We start from the raw sequence: 16,861 nt of genomic DNA, 5'->3' as shown, positions 1-16,861 counted from the left end.
GCCCTTTCGACGATTTCATGGCAGAACCCACCCTCGGCGTCGCTCTCATCGCCCTCAACGCGGCCGCGCGGCTCGCGCAATGCCTCGACGCGTTGACCTTCGCCGACGACATCGTCGTGATCGACGGCGGCAGCACCGACGATACCGTCGCGATCGCCCGCGCGCACGGCGCGCGCGTGATCGTCGAGCGCGACTGGCCGGGCTTCGGTCCGCAGAAGAACCGCGCGCTCGATGCGCTCGACACCGACTGGATCCTGTCGCTCGACACCGACGAGGTGGTGAGCCCCGAACTCGCCGAATCGATCCGCGCGGCGATCCGCGCGCCAGCCGCCCAGGTCTACGCGCTCGACCGGCTGTCGAGCTTCTGCGGCCAGTGGATCCGCCACAGCGGCTGGTATCCGGACTGGGTGCCGCGGCTGTTCCGGCGCGGCACGGCGCGCTTTTCCGACGATCTGGTGCACGAACGGCTCGTGTTCGACACGCCCGCGCTGCGACTGGCCGGCAAGCTGATGCACTATTCGTACGAGGATTTCGAAACGGTCGTGCGCAAGCTCGATGCCTATTCGACCGCGGGTGCGCGTCAGCGCCGCGCGGCCGGCCAGCGCGGCGGCTTCGGCAAGGCGCTTGCGCGCGGCGCATGGGCGTTCGTGCGCACCTACGTGCTGCGGCGCGGCTTCCTCGACGGCCGGGCGGGCTTCATGATCGCCGTCTTCAACGCGGAAACGGTGTACTACCGGTTCCTGAAGCTCGGCCACGAAGCGGCGCGCTGAGCACCGCCGCATGCCGGACATCCGCGGGAGCCGGCGTGCGGGAATCGGGCCGGCCCGGCGTTACAATGCCGGGCTGCCCGCGCGGCGCGAGCCCTGCCCCGCGCCGCCGACACGACGACCACCGACTCGACCTGCCATGTTCTCCATCATCATTCCGACCTGGAACAACCTGCCGTACCTCAAGCTCGTCGTCGACAGCCTGCGCCGCCATTCCGCGTTCGACCACCAGATCATCGTGCACGTGAACGACGGCTCGGACGGCACGCTCGACTGGGTGCGCAGCGAAGGCATCGAGCACACCGCGTCGCCGGCCAACATCGGCATCTGCCACGCGGTGAACCTCGCCGCCGCGCGCGCGACGCGCGACTACGTCGTCTACATGAACGACGACATGTACTGCTGCCCCGGCTGGGACGCCGCGCTCGTGCGCCGCATCGAGCAGATGCCGACCGATCTGTTCATGCTGTCCGGCACGATGGTCGAGCCGGTCGACACGCGCAATCCGTGCGTCGTCGTCAGCAATTTCGGCCGGGATGCCGAACATTTCGACGCGGCGGGGCTGGTCGCGGCCGCGCCGCGACTCGCCCGCGCCGACTGGCTCGGCTCGACGTGGCCGCCGACGCTCGTGCACCGCGACTGGTGGCACCGCATCGGCGGCTACAGCAGCGAGCTGTCGCCCGGGATGAGCAGCGACAACGACTTCTCGATGAAATTCTGGGATGCCGGCTGCCGGATCTTCCTCGGCGTCGGCGACAGCCTCGTCTATCACTTCCAGCAGAAGAGCACCGGCAAGATCGTCAAGAACGACGGGCGCCGTCAGTTCCTGAACAAATGGGGCATGACGCAGGCAACCTTCGACCGCTATTACCTGCATCGCGGCGAAGCCGCCGGCTCGCGCGTCGCCCTCGACACGCCGGCCGTCGAAGGGCGGCTCAAGCGTGCGCTGCTGCGCTCGCGGATCAAGCGCGCGTTCAGCTGAGTCGGCCCCGGCAACGATGCTGAGGCCCGGGCGGCTTCGCGTATACTGCGCGCTTCGCCCCCGGGTGCCGGCGTAGCGCGCGGCAACAGCGCGACGCCCGCACGCCGCATTCGTTCATTCGACAGGTTCCGATGCTTTCGTTTTCCGCCTCCGCCACGCGGCGCCTCACCGCCGCCCGCGCCTTCGCCGTCATCGCGCTCTGCATGGTGCCCGTGTCGACCGCGCTGACCAACGTGTTCTGCGGACTGTTCGCGGCCGCGCTCGTCATCTCTCCTGAATTCTGGCGCGAGCTGCGCTCGTTCGTCACCGAGCCGGCGTCGCTCGCGGCGCTGCTGATTCTTGCGGCGCTCGCCGCGAGCATCACGTACACGGTCGCGCCGCACCCGAAGGCGTGGAACTGGGTCGCGAAGTACGACAAGCTGCTGTTGCTGCCGTTTGCCGCGCTCGCGTTCCGCCACTCGAACTGGGCGCCGATCGTGCGCCGTGCGTGGTTCGGCACGCTGTGCGTGATCCTGGTGCTGTCGACGACCAACTATCTCGGGCTGACGTCGATCGGGCCCGCGCATTCGACCGAGCTGCCGCTGTCGCGCGCGTGGGTGTTCAAGAACCACATCGCGGCCGGGATGTTCGGCGCGCTGCTGTTCTACCAGGCCGCCGACCTCGCGCTGTCGGCGCGCAGCGCGCTCGCGCGCGCGGCCTACGCCGGCGTGGCCGCGTGGTCGCTGATCAACGTCTTCGTGATGCTTCAGGGCCGCACCGGGCAGGTGATCGCGCTGCTGCTGATCCTCGTCGTGGCCGTGCGGTTCGTGCTGGTGTTGCGCCGCCAGTCGCCGCTGCGCGCCAGCCTCGCCGCGGGCGCGCTGGTGCTGGCGGGCGCCGCGCTCGTCGCCGCTGCTTGTACCGTGCACAACGGCCGGCTCACGAAGGTCGTCTCCGAAGTGCAGCAGTACCGGCAGACCGACGCCGTGACGTCGACGGGGCTGCGTCTCGAGTGGTACAAGAAGGGCCTCGAGCTGTATCGGATGCGTCCGGTGATCGGTTACGGCGCCGGCGGCCTCGAGTTCGAATTCCAGAAGCTCGCGGCCGGCAAGACGGCCGCCGAAGGCCAGCTCACGTCGAATCCGCACAACGAGTACCTGTTGATGGCCGTGCAGCTCGGCACGATCGGCGTGCTGCTGTTCGTGAACCTGATCGTGCAGATCGCGCGCGGCAGCCGTGGGCTGGATCCGCGCTCGAAGCATCTGCTGCTCGCGTGGCTCGCGATTTTCACGATCGGCAGTCTCGCGAACTCGCTGCTGCTCGATTTCGCCGAAGGGCATCTGCTCGTGCTGCTCGCCGGCATCCTGCTCGGCTGCGGCGCGGCGCGCAGCGACACGCTGCCGCGCGAGACGGCGGCGCTGCGGCGCAGCGCCTGAGGCTGGGCGGTTGGCGGTTGGCGGTTGGCGGTTGGCGACTGGCAACTGGCGACTGGCAACTGGCGACTGGCGACTGGCGACTGGCGGTCACAGAGTCGCCTGCCGCACCGTCTCGTGTACGGCGGCACGCGTGCGTCGCCACCCGTATTCAGCTCTGCAAACCGTGCGGCTGGTACGCGTCAGTCCCGACGCGCCCGATCGAGCCGCGACGTATCGATGATCACACCCGCCGGGTCCGGCGGATTCAGCCCAAGCATCTCGGCCGCCGCGGCCTTCACGCGCTGCGCGCCGAGATGGGCGAGGCAGTCGCTGCGGCTGTCGACGTGACGCTCGCAGCCCTCGTGCCGGCACGGCACGCAATCACCTTCGCCCTGCAGCAGCCACACGTTGCCGTGCCGGCCTGAGCCGCGCAACGCCCACGGATTTTCGGTCGGCGGCCAGTGCTGCGGCCACGGCCCCCAGCGCACCGGATCGGACGGGCCGAACAGCGCGATCGTGTCGGTTCCCGTCGCGGCCGCGACGTGCGTCGCGCCGGTATCGGGGCCGATGAACAGGCGTGCGCGCCGCACCAGCTCCGCGCTCTCGCCGAACGTGAGGCGGCCGACCAGATTCAGCACGTCGCCGCCCGCCTCGGCCGCGACCTGCTCCGCATATTCGCGCTCGCGATCGGCCGGGCCGCCCGACAGCGCGACCGCGAATCCCTGCCCGCGCAGCCAGTCGATCATCTCGACCCAGCCGTCGAGCCGCCATTGTTTGTAGCGGAACATCGGATACGGATGCAGCACGACGAGCGGCCTGCCGTCGCGAATCGCCGGCGATTCCGCGAGCCACGCATCGAAGCGCGCGCGCCGCGCCGGGTCGTCGCCGATTCCGGGCGCAACGACCTCCGACACCGGCTCGATGCCGATCACCGGCGCGAGCGCGAGCGTGCTGACGACCGTGTGCGCGGATTCGTGGTGATTGATCGCGATTCCGTCGAGCATCATCCGCGTGAGCCACGTGACGCGATTCGGGTCGACGAGGCCAACGCGCTTGCGGCCGGCAAACCAGCTGTAGAAGCGCGGGCGGTCCGAACTCAGTGCCGCGCAGGCGAGATCGTAGCGGCGCCAGATCGACAGCGCGTCGCGCAGCCGCTCGCTGAACCGCGCGCGCTGGGCGACGACGATCACACGCCGCACGTCCGGGTTGTGCTCCAGCACGCCTTCGGTGCCGCGAAACACCAGCATGTCGATTTGCGCGTCGGGCCAGCGCGCCTTCAGCGAACGCACGAGCGGCGTCGTCAGCAGCACGTCGCCGATCCGGCGCGGTGCGGCAACGAGAATGGTTCTGGGCGGGCGGGCGGAGGAAAACAGGGCCACGGCGATGGATCCGGCTAGCTGGCTGAACAAGGCTCGCAATGTACAGGATTTTGCGGCGGCAGGCGTGGCGTACTGGCGATGGACGGCGATCACATCTGGGCACGGTGCGGGCCTGCGGCACGCGGGCTTGGGGCTTGGGGCTTGGGGCTTGGGGCTTGGGGCTTGGGGCTTGGGGCTTGGGGCTTGGGGCTCGGGGCTCGCGACCCGGCGCATCCACGCCATGCCTCATCGAAGCTTCACAAGCCGCCCAAGGTGTTCCAAGTGCGGCAAGCAGCGCGATGCGCCGCACCGGCCAGCAAACGCGGCACCCGCAGCGACGCAACGCTGGCGCACCGCGAATTACGAAGCCGAGGCGCTGGCAAACTCAGCCGTTGCGCCACCCGGCGGCAGCGCACGCTCCGGCGCTGCATCAATCTGCACGGGCTGCGTCAACAGATGGCGCACCGCACGCTCCAGCGTGTCGACGCCGATCGCTTCCACCGTCGCACCGGCCCGCAGAATCATGTGCGGCACGCCGACCGGATGCCAGCGCAGATACTTCTCCGGACGGTCCTCGAACAGCGCGGCGACCGGCACACCGAGCGCCGACGCCAGATGCACCGGTGCGCTGTCGGCCGACACGATCACGTCGAGCAGGCTCGCCGCCGCCATCATCTCCGCGACCGACGGCGGCGCGACGTGCCGCGCGTCCACGTCTCGCCACGCGTGCGCATCGGCATCGTGGGCGGCCGACACGACCGGATCGCGGAACACGATCACATCGGCAATCGCGCCGAGCCGCCGCGCCAGTTCGCACCAGCGGTCGGCCGGCCAGCGGCGCTCCGCCGCCTTGTTCGACACGAACAGCCCGACACGCGGCTTGCCGCGCGGCCCGAGCAGTCGATGCCAGGTGTCTTGCAGCGCACGATCCGGATAAACGGACAGCGCGAGACCGTCGAGGTTGGTATGGCCGAGTTCCGGCACGAGCCGGAAGCCCGACAGTGCCTCATGGGCGATCGGCCGTGTCGCGACATGATCGGGCTTGCGATCGTCGAATTCGGAGTCCGCATCGTGCCAGCGGCAGTCCTTGGCGCCGAGCTGGCGCGCGAACTGGATGCTGCTGCGGTGCATGCCGCCATTGGGCACGACGACGAGGTCGAACCGCAAGCGGCGCAGCCGGCGCACGAGCCGCAGCCGGTCGACGAACGCGCGCATGCGCCCAGGACGATCGTTGCGCTCGCATTGCCGGCTATACACGTAGGTATGGACGGTATGCACATGCGGGTTGCCGGCGAGGACTGCCGCGTTGTAGCGGTTCGCGACCACGTGCAGTTCCGCTTCGGGCCAGCGCTGCTTCAAGGCACTCAGAAATGCGGTCGTGCAAAGCATGTCGCCCAGAAAATCAATCCGGATCACGAGGATCCGGCCCCTCGGCTTACCGTTGGCCATCGATGTAATGTAGCTGTCGTTTTTTATCGTTACGGCCGGAGGAAGCCCCCGCCCTACCTGCTGCCCCTGGCGCGGCGCAAAGGCTCGCGGCGCCGCCGCTGGGTGGCGAGCGACCGATTGTATAGCGTCCGGATGACGGCCCCAATCCCTGCCCCGAACAAAACGGCCCGCTGCACCGCGCGATCGCGATGCAGCGGGCCGCAGGCGATCAAGCCGGCAACAAGGCGTTCAGTACGTGATTTCGACGACGCTGCCGCCGAACGTCGCGCGCAGCTCCGCGAGCAACGCGTCGCTCGGCTTCACGCGCCACGCATCGCCCAGACGCATTTCGCCCTGCGCGCGCGCGTTGCTGTAGTGAATCTGCACCGCGAGCCCGTTCGGCAGCGGCGCCTGCGGGCGACGGCCGCCGTCGCGCCCGCCGCCGCGCGGCGCGGGGGCGTCGATCACGTTGGCGGCGCCCGGTTCATCCTTCGACACGTGCGGCTCGAGCACGCGGCGCAGCACCGCCGCATCGGCGTTGCCGTTCATCGTCAGCCGCACCGCCTGCGCATAGCGGCTGCGCGCGCGTTCGAGATCCATCACCGTGTCGGCCGTGAAGCGGATGCCGCCGGTGAACGCGTCGTTACGCGCCTGCCCCTGCACGATCAGCAGCTCGTCTTCCTTGAACAGCGCCTTGTTCGCCTCGAACTGCTCGTTGAAGATCGTGATTTCGCACTGCCCCGACCCATCGTCGAGCAACGCGATCAGCATCTTGCCGCGCTGCGTCATCTGCGTGCGCAGCGACGCGATGATGCCCGCGACGAGCTTGTCGCGGCCTTCCTTCAAATCACCGACCTTCTGGCGAACGAACCGGCGCACTTCGTCGCGATACGCGTCGAACAGGTGGCCGGACAGGTAGAAGCCGAGCGCGCCCTTCTCTTCCTGCAGCCGGCGCTTGTCGTCCCATGCCGGTTCGTCGACGAGCGCATGCGCGTGCGGCGACTCGGCGCCCATGTCGAACAGGCCGGCCTGCATCGCGTTCGCAGCGGCCTGTTCGGCCGCCTCCATTGCAAGCGGAACCGACGCGAGCATCTGCGCGCGGTTCGGGTTCAGCGAATCGAACGCGCCCGCGCGGATCAGCGCCTCGACCGTGCGACGGTTGACAATGCGCCGATCGACCCGCTCGCAGAAGTCGAACAGATCGGCAAACGGCTTCTCCTCGCGCGCGCGCAGGATTTCCTCGATCGCGTTCTGGCCGCTGCCCTTCACCGCGCCGAGGCCGTAGCGGATCGTGCGCGAACGCGTGCCGTCGGCCTGCGCAACCGGCTCGAAGCGGTAATGCGACTGGTTGATGTCGGGCGGCAGCACCACGAGGTTGTTCGTGACGCAATCGTCGAACAGGATCTTCACCTTGTCGGTGTCGTCCATCGCGAGCGTCATGTTGGCCGCCATGAATTCGGCCGGATGGTGCGCCTTCAGCCACGCGGTGTAATAAGCGAGCAGCGCGTACGCGGCCGCGTGCGACTTGTTGAAGCCGTAGCCCGCGAACTTCTCCATCAAGTCGAAGATCTCGTCGGACTTCTCGCGCGTGAGGCCGTTCTTCGCCGCACCTTCGGCGAAGATCTCGCGGTGCTTGGCCATCTCCTCGGGCTTCTTCTTGCCCATCGCGCGACGCAGCAAGTCCGCGCCGCCGAGCGAGTAGCCGCCGATGATCTGCGCCATCTGCATCACCTGCTCCTGATAGACCATGATCCCGTAGGTCTCTTTCAGGACGGGTTCGACGCGCGGATCCGGATAGTCGACCTTCTCGCGCCCGTGCTTGCGGGCGCAGAAGCTCGGGATCAGGTCCATCGGCCCCGGACGGTACAACGACACGAGCGCGATGATGTCTTCGAAGCGGTCGGGCTGCGCGTCCTTCAGCATGCCCTGCATGCCGCGGCTTTCCAGCTGGAACACCGCGACCGTGTTGGCTTTCTTGAGGAGCTGGAACGACGCCGGATCGTCGAGCGGCACCTGCGCGAGCGACCAGTCGGCCTTGGTCGGGTCGAGGCGACGGATGTAGCGCTCGGCCCAGTCGAGGATCGTCAGCGTCGTGAGGCCCAGAAAGTCGAACTTCACGAGGCCGACGGCTTCGACGTCGTCCTTGTCGTACTGGCTGACGACGCCGGCGTCGTCGCCCTGCGTGTACAACGGACAGAAATCGGTCAGCTTGCCCGGCGCGATCAGCACGCCGCCCGCGTGCATGCCGACGTTACGCGTGAGGCCCTCGACGCGCTGCGCGAGATCGAGCAGCTGATGCACCTCGTCCTCGTTGTCGTAGCGCTCCTGCAGTTGCGGCTCTTCCTTCATCGCGTCGGCGATCGTCACGTGCTTGCCCGGCTTGAACGGGATCAGCTTCGCAACGCCGTCGGTGAACATGTAGCCGAGATCGAGCACGCGGCCGATGTCGCGCACGGCCGCCTTCGCGGCCATCGTGCCGAACGTGGCGATCTGCGACACGGCGTCCGCGCCGTATTTCTCCTTCACGTACTGGATCACGCGATCGCGGCCGTGCTGACAGAAGTCGATGTCGAAGTCGGGCATCGACACGCGTTCCGGATTCAGGAATCGCTCGAACAGCAGGTTGTAGCGCAGCGGATCCAGATCGGTGATGCCGAGCGCGTACGCGACCAGCGAGCCGGCGCCCGAGCCGCGGCCCGGGCCGACCGGCACGCCGTTGTTCTTCGCCCAGTTGATGAAGTCGGCCACGATCAGGAAGTAGCCGGGGAAGCCCATCTTCGTGATGGTCCCGCACTCGAATTCGAGCCGCTTGTAGTAGGTGTCGCGCTGCGCATCGCGCTCGGCGGCATCCGGGTACAGCTGCTCGAGGCGCTTCTCGAGCCCCTCCTTCGACAGCTGGACCAGGTAATCGTCGAGCGACATGCCGTCCGGCGTCGGGAACAGCGGCAGCTTCGGCTTGCCGAGCTCGAGCTTCAGGTTGCAGCGCTTCGCGATTTCCACCGTGTTCGCAACCGCCGACGGAATATCCGCGAACAGCGCGACCATGTCGTCCTGCGTGCGGAAGTACTGAGCGGTCGTGAAGCGCTTCTGGCGCCGCGGATTCGCGAGCATGTCGCCTTCGGAGATACACACGCGCGCTTCGTGCGCGGTGAAATCGTCCTCGGTCATGAACTGCATCGGATGCGTCGCGACGACCGGCAGCTGCAGCGACGCGGCGAGCGTCGCGGCCTGCTGGATGTAGGCCTCGGCGCCCGGCTGGCCGTAACGCTGCAACTCGATGTAGAAGCCGCCGGGAAACACCTCGGCCCAGCGCTGCGCGTGACGGCGCGCGGCTTCCTCGTTACCGGCCGCCAGCGCGAGCCCGATATCGCCTTGCTGCGCGCCCGACAGCGCGAGCAGCCCTTGCGACAACTCGCCGTCGAGCCAGCTCGCGTCGAGCTCCGCCCGGCCGCGGTACTGGTTCGTGAGCCACGCCTTCGACAGCAGCTCGCACAGATTCAGATAACCGGTCTTGTCCTTCACCAGCAGCAGCAGGCGCGACGGTTTGTCGCGATCGTCCGGATTCGTGATCCAGACGTCGCAGCCGGCAATCGGCTTGATGCCCTTGCCACGGGCTTCCTGGTAGAAACGGACGAGGCCGAACGCGTTGCCGAGATCGGTGAGGGCGAGCGCACCCTGACCGTCGGCGGCAGCGGCCTTGACGATGTCGTCGAGACGCACGATGCCGTCGGCAATCGAGAATTCGGAGTGAACGCGGAGATGGACGAAGCGGGGATCTGACATGGGCGATATTGTAGCCGCGTCGCCGCGACGGCTGCCCAAAAAATCCCCGTGCCTGGCCGTTCGGCCGATGCACGCGGCGCCATATCCGAACGGCCAAGTGTCGGAGCGCGACCGGTTTGCGGGATAATACGGGTTTTCGAATCACCGTCCCGGCTTCGCACCCTTTTTTGCGGGGCCGCCGTGCGTGCGCCGCACGGCCGCGGCCGTTTTCCCGTCGGACCATCATGACCATCGTCAACCTCGCCGCCTACCACTTCGTGTCGCTCGACGCGATCGAGCAATGGCGCCCGCTCGTCACCGCCCGCTGCAACGAACTCGGCCTGCGCGGCACGATCCTGCTCGCGCCGGAAGGCATCAACCTGTTCATCGCCGGCCCGCGCGAAGCGACCGACGCGTTCGTCGACTACCTCCGCCACGATCCGCTGTTCGAAGGCAAATTCGCGACGCTGCAGTTCAAGGAAAGCCTGTCCGACTCGCAGCCGTTCCGCCGCATGCTCGTGCGCCTGAAGCGCGAGATCATCACGATGAAGAAGCCCGCGATCAAGCCCGAACTCGGCCGCGCGCCGTCGGTCGACGCGCGCACGCTGAAGGCGTGGCTCGACCGCGGCCACGACGACGACGGCCGCCCGGTCGTGATGCTCGACACCCGCAATGCGTTCGAGGTCGACGTCGGCACGTTCGACGACGCGCTCGACTACCGGATCGACAAGTTCAGCCAGTTCCCCGAAGTGATCGACGCGAACCGCGCCGATCTCGAAGGCAAGACGGTCGTGTCGTTCTGCACCGGCGGCATCCGCTGCGAGAAGGCCGCGATCCACATGAAGGAAATCGGCATCGACCACGTGTACCAGCTCGAAGGCGGGATCCTCAAATACTTCGAGGAAGTCGGCGGCGCGCACTACCACGGCGACTGCTTCGTGTTCGATTACCGCACCGCGCTGAACCCGCAGCTGCAGCCGACCGAGAACGTCACGTGCTTCGCTTGCCGCGCGGTCGTCACGCCGCAAGCGCAGCAATCGCCGGACTACGTGCCCGGCAAGTCGTGCCCGGCGTGCGCGCAGGCCGCAGCGGCCGCGTAAGCACGGGCCGCTGCGGCTCCCGATGAACGGCTACCGCGGCCGCTTCGCGCCGTCGCCGACCGGCCCCCTGCATTTCGGCTCGCTGGTCGGCGCGCTCGCGAGCTGGCTCGACGCGCGCGCACACGGCGGCGCATGGCTCGTGCGGATCGAGGACATCGACGGCCCGCGCACCGTGCCGGGCGCCGACGACGACATCCTCGCGACGCTCGCGCATTTCGGCATGACGCCCGACGAGCCGCCCGTATGGCAAAGCACGCGCGACGCGCGCTATGCGGCCGAGCTCGAGCGCCTGCGCGCCGCGGGCCTCGTCTACCCGTGCGGCTGCACGCGCAAGGAAATCGCCGATTCGCTGCGCGCCGCGCACGAGCGCCATACGACGCTCGCGTACCCGGGCACCTGCCGCACCGGGCTGCACGGCAAACCGGCGCGTGCGTGGCGCCTGCGCGTGCCCGACGGCGCGGACGCAATCATCCGGTTCGACGATCGCTGGCAGCACGAGCAACAGCAGAACCTCGCCACCGAAGTCGGCGATTTCGTGCTCAAGCGCGCCGACGGCCAATGGGCGTATCAGCTCGCAGTCGTGGTCGACGATGCCGACGCCCGCATCACCCACGTGGTGCGCGGCGCCGACCTGCTCGATTCGACCGCGCGCCAGATCTACCTGCAACGCTGTCTCGGCGTGCCGACGCCCGCATATCTGCACGTGCCGGTCGTCGTCGCTGCGAACGGCGAAAAGCTCAGCAAACAGACGGGCGCGCTCGCGCTGGAACGCGACGATCCGTTGCCGGCGCTGCGTGCCGCCGCCGCACACCTCGGCCTCGCCGGCGACGGCGAGTTGGCGGGCGACACGCTCGAGTCGTTCTACGCGGCCGCAACCGCTGCGTGGGCACGGCGTTTCGGGCCGCGAAGCGCGTGATGCAAAGCGTGTCGGCGGCTCGCTGCGCGTAGGTCGCAGTCAGCGGCGGCTTGGTCCCTTCGAGAACGGCCTGCGGCGGACGTCGCAAGCCGCTTGTGGCATCGCGCGCCGACCCGAACGCCTCGCACACGGTTGGCAACCGCGCCGCCGTACGCCGCACTGCGGAGGACCGTCGGGAATTGTTGGGAACCGTTGCGCATCGCTGCGCCGCGCCGCCGCAAACCCTTGGCCCAATGAAAAACGGGTGCATGCGCGTCGCATGCACCCGTTGCTGCCACGGCGCTCGCGCGCCGCGGCGACTGCCTGAACCGACCGCTTATGCGGAAGGCTTGCGCGGCATTCCGAACCCGCCGAGCAGCGCGGCGACCTGCCGCTTCGGCCCTTTCTTCTCGGGCTGCTGGACGGACGTCGTCTCCTCGGGTTGCTGCGCCGGCGTCGACGGTTCGTACGGCTTCAGGAAAAAATCGTCGACCGGCGCGTCGTGGCGGCGATGATGACCACCGCGCTCGGCGCTGCCTGAACGACGCGCCGACGCACCGCGATGCTCGTCGCGGTCGCGACGGCCGCCGCGCTCGCTACGTTCGCCGCGCTCATTGCGCTCACCGCGCTCGTCGTGACGATGGCGGGCCGGCTTGTCGAGTGCGAGCGTCTGCACTTCGAGCGGACGCTTGATCAGCTTCTCGATATCGGCGAGCTGCTTGCGCTCGTTCGGGCTGCACAGCGACAGCGCGTCGCCCGTCGCCCCGGCGCGGCCCGTGCGGCCGATCCGGTGCACGTAGTCTTCCGCGTTGAACGGCAGGTCGAAGTTGATCACGGCCGGCAGTTCGGCGATGTCGAGCCCGCGCGCGGCCACGTCGGTCGCGACCAGCGCCTCGATCTCGCCGCGCTTGAACGCGTCGAGCGCCTGCATCCGCTCGATCTGCGACTTGTCGCCGTGGATCGCCGAGGCCACCACGCCGTCGCGCTCGAGATTGCGCGCGAGCCGGCTCGCGCCGATCTTGCTGTTGCAGAACACGATCACCTGCTTGAGCCCGCGCCCGCGCAGCAACTGCACGACGGCCGCCTGCTTGTCGCCTTCGGCGACGTCGTAGACGATCTGCGTGACGTTCGCGTTGGTCGAGTTGCTGCGCGCGACTTCGATCGTCTGCGGGTTGCGCAGGTAGGTCGACGCGAGCTTCTTGATTTCCGGCGAGAACGTCGCGGAGAACAGCAGCGTCTGACGCTCCTTCGGCAGCAGGTTCAGGATGCGCTGCAGGTCGGGCAGGAAGCCCATGTCGAGCATCCGGTCGGCTTCGTCGAGCACGAGCATCTGGACCTGGCCGAGGTTCGCCGTCTTTTGCTGAACGTGATCGAGCAGGCGGCCCGGCGTCGCGATCAGGATCTCGACGCCGCGGCGCAGCTCGGCCATCTGCGGATTCATGTCGACGCCGCCGAACACGACCGCGCTGCGCAGCGCCGTGTGCTTCGCGTACGCATGCACGTTCGCGGCGACCTGGTCGGCGAGCTCGCGCGTCGGCGTGAGGATCAGCGCGCGCACCGGATGGCGCGCCGGCGACGCGCTCGTGCTGGCGTGCGGCAGCAGCCGCTGGATGATCGGCAGCGAGAAACTCGCGGTCTTGCCGGTGCCCGTTTGCGCGGCGCCCATGACGTCGCGGCCGGCGAGCACGACCGGAATGGCCTGCGCCTGGATCGGCGTCGGCGTCGTATAGCCCTGCTCGACGATGGCTTTCAGGATATCGGGCGCGAGGCCGAATTGATCGAAGGTTGCGTCGGCAGGCTTGGCGACAGAATCGGACATGGTGGCGTTTCGCTCAAAAGGCGCGGCGGGGACATCGTGCGTCAGGCCGGCCGGGCCTGCGCTCATCACATTTCGGAAGTAGACGGAGCCGCGGCGCGCCGCGCGACGCCGCTCTGGCGCCCGGGGCCGGTTCACATCGAACATCGGGCGCCACAGGTCGTGCGGACTCCGTTCGGCGCGAATGCCGGCGGAAAGGGACATATTGTAGCACTGAGCCGGAATCTGTCCGTGACAACGCTGCGAATGGGCTCCCGCGCCGGTTTGTCATGTACGCCGACAAGGCGTCGCGCGGGCAAAACATTCCGATCGGGCGATGGATGAGATTCGGGGCCGTATGGGGCTCGGGGGCTCGGGGGCTCGGGGGCTCGGGGGCTCGGGGGCTCGGGGCCTCGGTCGCCTCGGTCGCCTCGGTCGCTTCGGTCGCTTCGGTCGCTGCAGTCGGTCAGGGCGCTTCGGTCGCTCAGGGCGGCGGGGCGCTTGGGATCGCCGGGATCGCCCCAAGCCGCGCCGCCGCAACCAGTCCCCGTCGCCCGAAGCGCAGGCCCGCCGCAGTCACCTACCTTCGCGCACCGCGGCGCGCCAGGCCGATCAACCGCCCCCGCCGACCAGCAACCCCGCACCGTTCAACCCTTCTTCTTTTTCTTCTTGTCGACCTGCACGCAGTCGCCGAGCATCGGCGCGGCATTCGGGTCGGCGATCTCGTCGCGCAACGTCGCCTCCCTGCCCTTCGTCCACCAGGTATAGCGGCCGGCCTGATAGCGCACGCCCGACGCCGAGACGGTGTCGACGAACAGCATCTGCTGCCCGTTGACCGGCACGAGCGCGAAGCTCTGGCCGTTGCCGGCGCGCCAGTACGACACGCGCAGCGGCTGCTTCTCGTTCGCGCATTGGTACACGGTCGGCTGGCGCGCATCGGCGTCGATCTCCTCGACGGTCAGTTGCGCCGCATGCGCGGCCGAAGCAGCGGAAACGGCGGCGCCGGCCAGCGCCAGCGCGACGAAGGTTTGGCGAATCATGCTGGTCCTTGGATGAGACGGTGAGAACGCACGCACGCGGCGTGCGCGGGTCGGAGACGACGCGTCGACGCCCGACGCCCGGGCCATCATGGATCGATGACGTCGGCGCATGCGTCGGTCGGCGCGGCAGCCACATGACCGACCAGCGGGACGATCTTCAGCCCGGCCGATGCGATCCGGCACGGCGCGGCCGCGACGCCGCAGCCGGCCAGGCTCGCGAGCAGCGCGAGCGCGGCGCCGAGCGTCGCGATCCGACCGAGCCGTGACAATCTGGATGCCATCGCGCGCTCCCGGGCGGTCAGCGCGACGACACGGGCCGCACGGCCGCCGCCGCGCGCTTCGCGCGCTCGCGGGCTTCGTCGACGTTCGCCCCGGTCGCGAGCGCGACGCCCATGCGCCGCTTCACGAAGCTCTCGGGCTTGCCGAACAGGCGCAGGTCGGCGCCCGGCACGGCGAGCGCGTCGCGCACGCCTTCGAACGCGATGCCGCGCTCGTCGAGGCCGCCGTAGATCACCGCCGACGCAGCCGGCGAGCCGAGCGTCGGATCGACCGGCAGCCCGAGGATCGCGCGGGCGTGCAGCTCGAATTCCGACTGGCGTTGCGACGCGAGCGTGACGAGGCCCGTGTCGTGCGGCCGCGGGCTCACCTCGGAGAACCAGACGTCGTCGCCGCGCACGAACAGCTCGACGCCGAACAGCCCGCGCCCGCCGAGCGCCTCGGTCACCTTGTGCGCGATGTCGCGCGACTTCTGCAGCGCGGCCGCGCTCATCGGCTGCGGCTGCCACGATTCGACGTAGTCGCCCGCCACCTGCACGTGGCCGACCGGCTCGCAGAAGTAGGTGCGCGTCGCCAGCGTGGCCGGGTCGATCGCACGGACGGTCAGTTGCGTGATCTCGTAGTCGAATTCGATGAAGCCCTCGACGATCACGCGCCCGTGGTTCACGCGGCCGCCCGCCATCGCGTAGTCCCACGCGGCCTTCACGTCGGCCTCGCTGCGTACCACCGACTGCCCCTTGCCCGACGACGACATCACCGGCTTCACGACGCACGGCATCCCGATCTTCGCGACCGCTGCGCTGAAGGCGTCGAACGAATCGGCGAACGCGTACGGCGAGGTCGCGAGCCCGAGCTCCTCGGCGGCGAGCCGGCGGATGCCCTCGCGGTTCATCGTGAGCTGCGTCGCGCGCGCGGTGGGGATCACCTCGGCCAGGCCGGCCGCCTCGATGGCCGCGAGCGCGTCGGTCGCGATCGCCTCGATCTCGGGGACGATCAGATGCGGGCGCTCGGCCTCGACCAGCGCGCGCAGCGCGGCCGCGTCGGTCATGTCGATCACGTGGGCGCGATGCGCGACCTGATGGCCCGGCGCGTCCGGATAGCGGTCGACGGCGATGACTTCGACGCCGAGGCGCTGCAACGCGATGATGACTTCCTTGCCGAGTTCGCCCGCGCCGAGCAGCATGACGCGCGTGGCCGAAGGTGAAAGCGGCGTACCGAGCCGCTGACCGATCTGCATGTGATTTCCCGCTGGTTCTGTTGGAGGACGAAACGGCGTCGATGTTAACACGCGCACCGTCGGCGCTTCGGCCCGTTTCGTCGCCGCGTGGCCGGCCCGGGCGGGCGCGAACGTTTTCGCGCACGAAGTGTCGGCTCGCCTCGCGCGGGGCCGGTGCGTTACTCTTACGCCTTGATCAGAATCCGTAGAGGAACGAGGCTCATGTCCCACCTGTCCGCCGCCCGCGCACGCACCGGCCTGCTTCGCCCGTTGCGCGCGCCGCTCTGCGCGTTGACGCTTGCCACGCTTCTCGCCGCCTGTGCGATGCCGACCCACCCCGATTCCGCCGCCCCCGCGCCCGACCCGTACAATCCGGCCGCCGTCCAGCTGCTCGACGACACGAGTTGGGAACTCACGAGCTGGGTCGCCGCCGACGGCACGCCGCGCACGATTCCGCACGGCGACAACGGCGAGCCGATCAGGCTCGCGCTGTCGACCGAGTCGGGCGTGCGGCGCGCGAGCGGCTTTTCGGGCTGCAACCGCTATATGGGCACCTACGCGATCAAGAACGGGCTGCTCAGCTTCGGGCCGCTCGCCGGCACGCGCATGGCGTGTCCGAACGCGCTGGGCGGCCAGCTCGAGCATGCGTACCTCGATGCGCTCGCCCACGTGCAGAAGACCGGCGTGCAGATGCGCGAGCCGCAGCAATTGCAGATCGTGACCGAAGCCGGCGAGACGCTCACCTTCACGCGTCGGGGCGGCTGATGCGGCGCCCGAGCGCGGGCGGGCCATGCGCCGCCGCGTCGCGCGGCCTCGAATCCATGCGTCGCGCAGCCTGAACCGGCCTC

Annotated in this window: 13 protein-coding genes; 6 read left to right on the top strand and 7 right to left on the bottom strand. The window is 68.9% G+C overall.

The annotated features are described in order from the left end of the window. Nucleotides 1–17: 17 nt before the first annotated feature. The 3 genes from MBR110_RS06495 to MBR110_RS06485 all read left to right on the top strand — a co-directional run bounded on the left by MBR110_RS06495 (nt 18) and on the right by MBR110_RS06485 (nt 3,164). On the top strand, nt 18–770 hold the full coding sequence (locus tag MBR110_RS06495; protein ID WP_059696050.1) for a glycosyltransferase family 2 protein: 753 nt from the start codon (nt 18–20) through the stop codon (nt 768–770). Between the two features lie 136 nt (nt 771–906). Beyond that, the gene (locus tag MBR110_RS06490; protein WP_011885594.1) at nt 907–1,749 is read left to right on the top strand and encodes a glycosyltransferase family 2 protein; all 843 of its coding nucleotides are present in this window, start codon (nt 907–909) and stop codon (nt 1,747–1,749) included. A gap of 131 nt (nt 1,750–1,880) precedes the next feature. Further along, nucleotides 1,881–3,164, top strand: a complete 1,284-nt coding sequence (locus tag MBR110_RS06485; RefSeq protein ID WP_011885595.1) for an O-antigen ligase family protein — start codon at nt 1,881–1,883, stop codon at nt 3,162–3,164. A gap of 179 nt (nt 3,165–3,343) precedes the next feature. Here the strand turns inward: MBR110_RS06485 and MBR110_RS06480 are convergent, their stop codons facing one another. The 3 genes from MBR110_RS06480 to dnaE all read right to left on the bottom strand — a co-directional run bounded on the left by MBR110_RS06480 (nt 3,344) and on the right by dnaE (nt 9,712). Further along, nucleotides 3,344–4,522, bottom strand: a complete 1,179-nt coding sequence (locus tag MBR110_RS06480; RefSeq protein ID WP_014723397.1) for a glycosyltransferase family 9 protein — start codon at nt 4,520–4,522, stop codon at nt 3,344–3,346. Nucleotides 4,523–4,861: 339 nt separating this feature from the next. Continuing rightward, nucleotides 4,862–5,950 (bottom strand): glycosyltransferase family 9 protein, encoded by a 1,089-nt coding sequence (locus tag MBR110_RS06475; RefSeq protein ID WP_041493870.1) that lies wholly within the window; start codon nt 5,948–5,950, stop codon nt 4,862–4,864. 228 nt (nt 5,951–6,178) lie between these two features. Beyond that, nucleotides 6,179–9,712 carry a DNA polymerase III subunit alpha gene (dnaE, locus tag MBR110_RS06470; RefSeq protein WP_175994478.1) on the bottom strand — a complete coding sequence of 1,178 codons (3,534 nt, stop codon included), beginning with the start codon at nt 9,710–9,712 and terminating at the stop codon, nt 6,179–6,181. Between the two features lie 224 nt (nt 9,713–9,936). Here dnaE and MBR110_RS06465 point away from each other — a divergent pair, with 224 nt between their 5' ends. Both MBR110_RS06465 and gluQRS read left to right on the top strand, forming a co-directional pair. Continuing rightward, a complete protein-coding gene (locus MBR110_RS06465; RefSeq protein WP_014723400.1) occupies nt 9,937–10,791 on the top strand; it encodes a sulfurtransferase in 855 nt (284 codons plus the stop codon). A gap of 22 nt (nt 10,792–10,813) precedes the next feature. Beyond that, nucleotides 10,814–11,707: a tRNA glutamyl-Q(34) synthetase GluQRS gene (gene gluQRS / locus MBR110_RS06460; protein ID WP_011885600.1), complete on the top strand. Its 894-nt coding sequence runs from the start codon at nt 10,814–10,816 to the stop codon at nt 11,705–11,707. Nucleotides 11,708–12,023: 316 nt separating this feature from the next. Here gluQRS and MBR110_RS06455 read toward each other — a convergent pair whose 3' ends face one another. The 4 genes from MBR110_RS06455 to purT all read right to left on the bottom strand — a co-directional run bounded on the left by MBR110_RS06455 (nt 12,024) and on the right by purT (nt 16,034). Further along, nucleotides 12,024–13,571 (bottom strand): DEAD/DEAH box helicase, encoded by a 1,548-nt coding sequence (locus tag MBR110_RS06455; protein WP_034194038.1) that lies wholly within the window; start codon nt 13,569–13,571, stop codon nt 12,024–12,026. A gap of 557 nt (nt 13,572–14,128) precedes the next feature. Next, nucleotides 14,129–14,521: an MliC family protein gene (locus MBR110_RS06450; RefSeq protein WP_011885602.1), complete on the bottom strand. Its 393-nt coding sequence runs from the start codon at nt 14,519–14,521 to the stop codon at nt 14,129–14,131. Nucleotides 14,522–14,607: 86 nt separating this feature from the next. Beyond that, complete coding sequence (locus MBR110_RS06445) at nt 14,608–14,802, bottom strand: DUF6726 family protein (RefSeq protein WP_011885603.1); 195 nt, start codon at nt 14,800–14,802, stop codon at nt 14,608–14,610. A gap of 17 nt (nt 14,803–14,819) precedes the next feature. Beyond that, nucleotides 14,820–16,034: a formate-dependent phosphoribosylglycinamide formyltransferase gene (purT, locus tag MBR110_RS06440; protein WP_045578906.1), complete on the bottom strand. Its 1,215-nt coding sequence runs from the start codon at nt 16,032–16,034 to the stop codon at nt 14,820–14,822. A 201-nt stretch (nt 16,035–16,235) separates the two neighbouring features. Between purT and MBR110_RS06435 the strand changes: the two genes are divergently transcribed. Beyond that, nucleotides 16,236–16,778: an META domain-containing protein gene (locus tag MBR110_RS06435; protein ID WP_011885605.1), complete on the top strand. Its 543-nt coding sequence runs from the start codon at nt 16,236–16,238 to the stop codon at nt 16,776–16,778. Nucleotides 16,779–16,861: the final 83 nt, after the last annotated feature.

This window comes from Burkholderia sp. MBR-1 (genome assembly GCF_013822785.1).
Taxonomy (GTDB): domain Bacteria; phylum Pseudomonadota; class Gammaproteobacteria; order Burkholderiales; family Burkholderiaceae; genus Burkholderia; species Burkholderia vietnamiensis.
Note: the sequence above shows the minus strand (reverse complement) of the source record. Positions and strands in the feature narration are given on the sequence as shown.

Bases quoted from the DNA above. Each gene is read 5' to 3' on its own strand.
- MBR110_RS06465 (WP_014723400.1), top strand. From the start codon at position 9,937: ATGACCATCGTCAACCTCGCCGCCTACCACTTCGTGTCGCTCGACGCG.
- MBR110_RS06435 (WP_011885605.1), top strand. From the start codon at position 16,236: ATGTCCCACCTGTCCGCCGCCCGCGCACGCACCGGCCTGCTTCGCCCG.
- MBR110_RS06475 (WP_041493870.1), bottom strand. From the start codon at position 5,950: ATGGCCAACGGTAAGCCGAGGGGCCGGATCCTCGTGATCCGGATTGAT.
- dnaE (WP_175994478.1), bottom strand. From the start codon at position 9,712: ATGTCAGATCCCCGCTTCGTCCATCTCCGCGTTCACTCCGAATTCTCG.
- MBR110_RS06490 (WP_011885594.1), top strand. From the start codon at position 907: ATGTTCTCCATCATCATTCCGACCTGGAACAACCTGCCGTACCTCAAG.
- MBR110_RS06485 (WP_011885595.1), top strand. From the start codon at position 1,881: ATGCTTTCGTTTTCCGCCTCCGCCACGCGGCGCCTCACCGCCGCCCGC.
- MBR110_RS06455 (WP_034194038.1), bottom strand. From the start codon at position 13,571: ATGAGCGCAGGCCCGGCCGGCCTGACGCACGATGTCCCCGCCGCGCCT.
- MBR110_RS06445 (WP_011885603.1), bottom strand. From the start codon at position 14,802: ATGGCATCCAGATTGTCACGGCTCGGTCGGATCGCGACGCTCGGCGCC.
- MBR110_RS06495 (WP_059696050.1), top strand. From the start codon at position 18: ATGGCAGAACCCACCCTCGGCGTCGCTCTCATCGCCCTCAACGCGGCC.
- purT (WP_045578906.1), bottom strand. From the start codon at position 16,034: ATGCAGATCGGTCAGCGGCTCGGTACGCCGCTTTCACCTTCGGCCACG.
- MBR110_RS06450 (WP_011885602.1), bottom strand. From the start codon at position 14,521: ATGATTCGCCAAACCTTCGTCGCGCTGGCGCTGGCCGGCGCCGCCGTT.
- gluQRS (WP_011885600.1), top strand. From the start codon at position 10,814: ATGAACGGCTACCGCGGCCGCTTCGCGCCGTCGCCGACCGGCCCCCTG.